Raw genomic sequence first — 1,505 nt, forward strand, 5'->3', positions numbered from 1 at the left:
AATCTTTTTCAATCAAGGAGAAGTGCTGGAAGATTCTAACGATCCAGAAGCTTTCTTCGAACATCCGAAGTCAGAACGGGCACAGGAGTTCTTGAGCAAGATTATCAGTTTATAAGGGGGTCACTATGCGCAAATGGCTAAAAGTTTTCCTAGCGATCGTCCTGGGATTAACCTTGGCGGGTTGCTCTAGTAAGGAGAACACCGCTTCTAGCGACAATGAATATCAAGCAATCAAGCAAAGTAAAACTATCGCTTGGGGAATCAGAACTGATGTCCGCTTGTTTGGTTATGTTAATTTAAAAACCGGGAAGGTTGAAGGTTTTGAACTGGACCTTGCTCGGGCCTTGACCAAACAAATGTTAGGCAAGGATGGCAAAGCCGAATTTGTGGAAACAACCGCCAAAACAAAAATTCCGCAACTTTTAAATAATTCGGTTGATGTCGATTTGGCAACTATGACCATTACTGATGAACGGAAAAAGGTAGTCGACTTTACCAATCCTTATTTCAATGCTGGACAATCAATCTTGGTAAAAAATTCCAGCAAGATCAACTCAATTAAGGATTTGAATCATAAAAACATTGTGGTTTTGGCAGTTAAAGGGACCACTGCCGTTCAAAATATGAAAAAGTTTGCCCCTAAGGCAAAAGTGCAAGAATATGACGATTATGGCCAAGCAATGGCAGCATTGAAATCGGGCCAAGGCGATGCCATGACAACCGACAACGGGATTTTGGCAGGTTTAGCCGATGAAAACAAGGGCTACAAGCTGGTTGGCGGCACCTTTACCAACGAGCCTTACGGAATGGCTATTAAGAAAAATCAGCCTCAACTAAAACGAGCACTCAATAAGGCTTTGGCCGAGCTTAAGGCTAATGGGACTTATAAAAAACTGCTCATCAAATGGTTTAACGGTGTCAAGGGCTTTAGCATGAAGGAGGCAATGAAATAATGCTTGAACTATTACAAAGCAACTGGTCAACCTTTCTGACCGGGTTCGGCCACACGATTCTGTCCAGCATCATTGCGCTAGCAGCCAGTTTGGCCCTGGGCACGATCTTTGCGCTATTGGAAGTATCGGAAAACAAGCCGCTGCGAATCATCGCTTCAGTCTACATTGAAATCTTCCGAAACATTCCGCTTTTGGTGGTAACGATGGTCTTCTACCTGGTAGTGCCGATGTACGTGGTAAAAATCGACGGCTTTACGGCCGGGACGATCGGCTTGTCGCTCTACACGTCGGCATTCATTGCGGAAACGATCAGAGCAGGGATCAATTCCGTCGGCGACGGACAAATGGAAGGCGCTAGAAGCAACGGGATGACCTACGTGCAGGCCATGAGATACGTGATTCTGCCGCAGGCCTTCAAAGCAGCGCTGCCGCCGCTGGGGAACCAGTTCATCAACCTGATCAAGAACTCGTCGGTCTTGTCGTTCGTAGCAGGCTTTGACCTGATGTACCAAGCCGACACGGTGGCCTTTTCCACGTATCAGGTAATCCCGA

2 protein-coding genes and 1 pseudogene are annotated in these 1,505 nt (G+C 46.2%); all 3 read left to right on the forward strand.

What is annotated here, in order from left to right:
- Positions 1-115: pseudogene (locus KI210_RS09040) on the forward strand (amino acid ABC transporter ATP-binding protein); the annotation flags it as partial.
- 10 nt (positions 116-125) lie between these two features.
- Positions 126-953, forward strand: coding sequence for a glutamate ABC transporter substrate-binding protein (locus KI210_RS02280; RefSeq protein ID WP_212780281.1), 828 nt, complete (start codon positions 126-128; stop codon positions 951-953).
- A partial coding sequence (locus tag KI210_RS02285) for an amino acid ABC transporter permease (protein WP_212780282.1) occupies positions 953-1,505 on the forward strand: 553 nt, incomplete at its 3' end. The genes KI210_RS02280 and KI210_RS02285, both read left to right, overlap by 1 nt.

The organism is Lactobacillus corticis, from assembly GCF_018327645.1.
GTDB classification, from domain to species: domain Bacteria; phylum Bacillota; class Bacilli; order Lactobacillales; family Lactobacillaceae; genus Lactobacillus; species Lactobacillus corticis.

Coding starts and splice junctions, on each gene's coding strand:
- KI210_RS02280 (WP_212780281.1), top strand. CDS start 126: ATGCGCAAATGGCTAAAAGTTTTCCTAGCGATCGTCCTGGGATTAACC.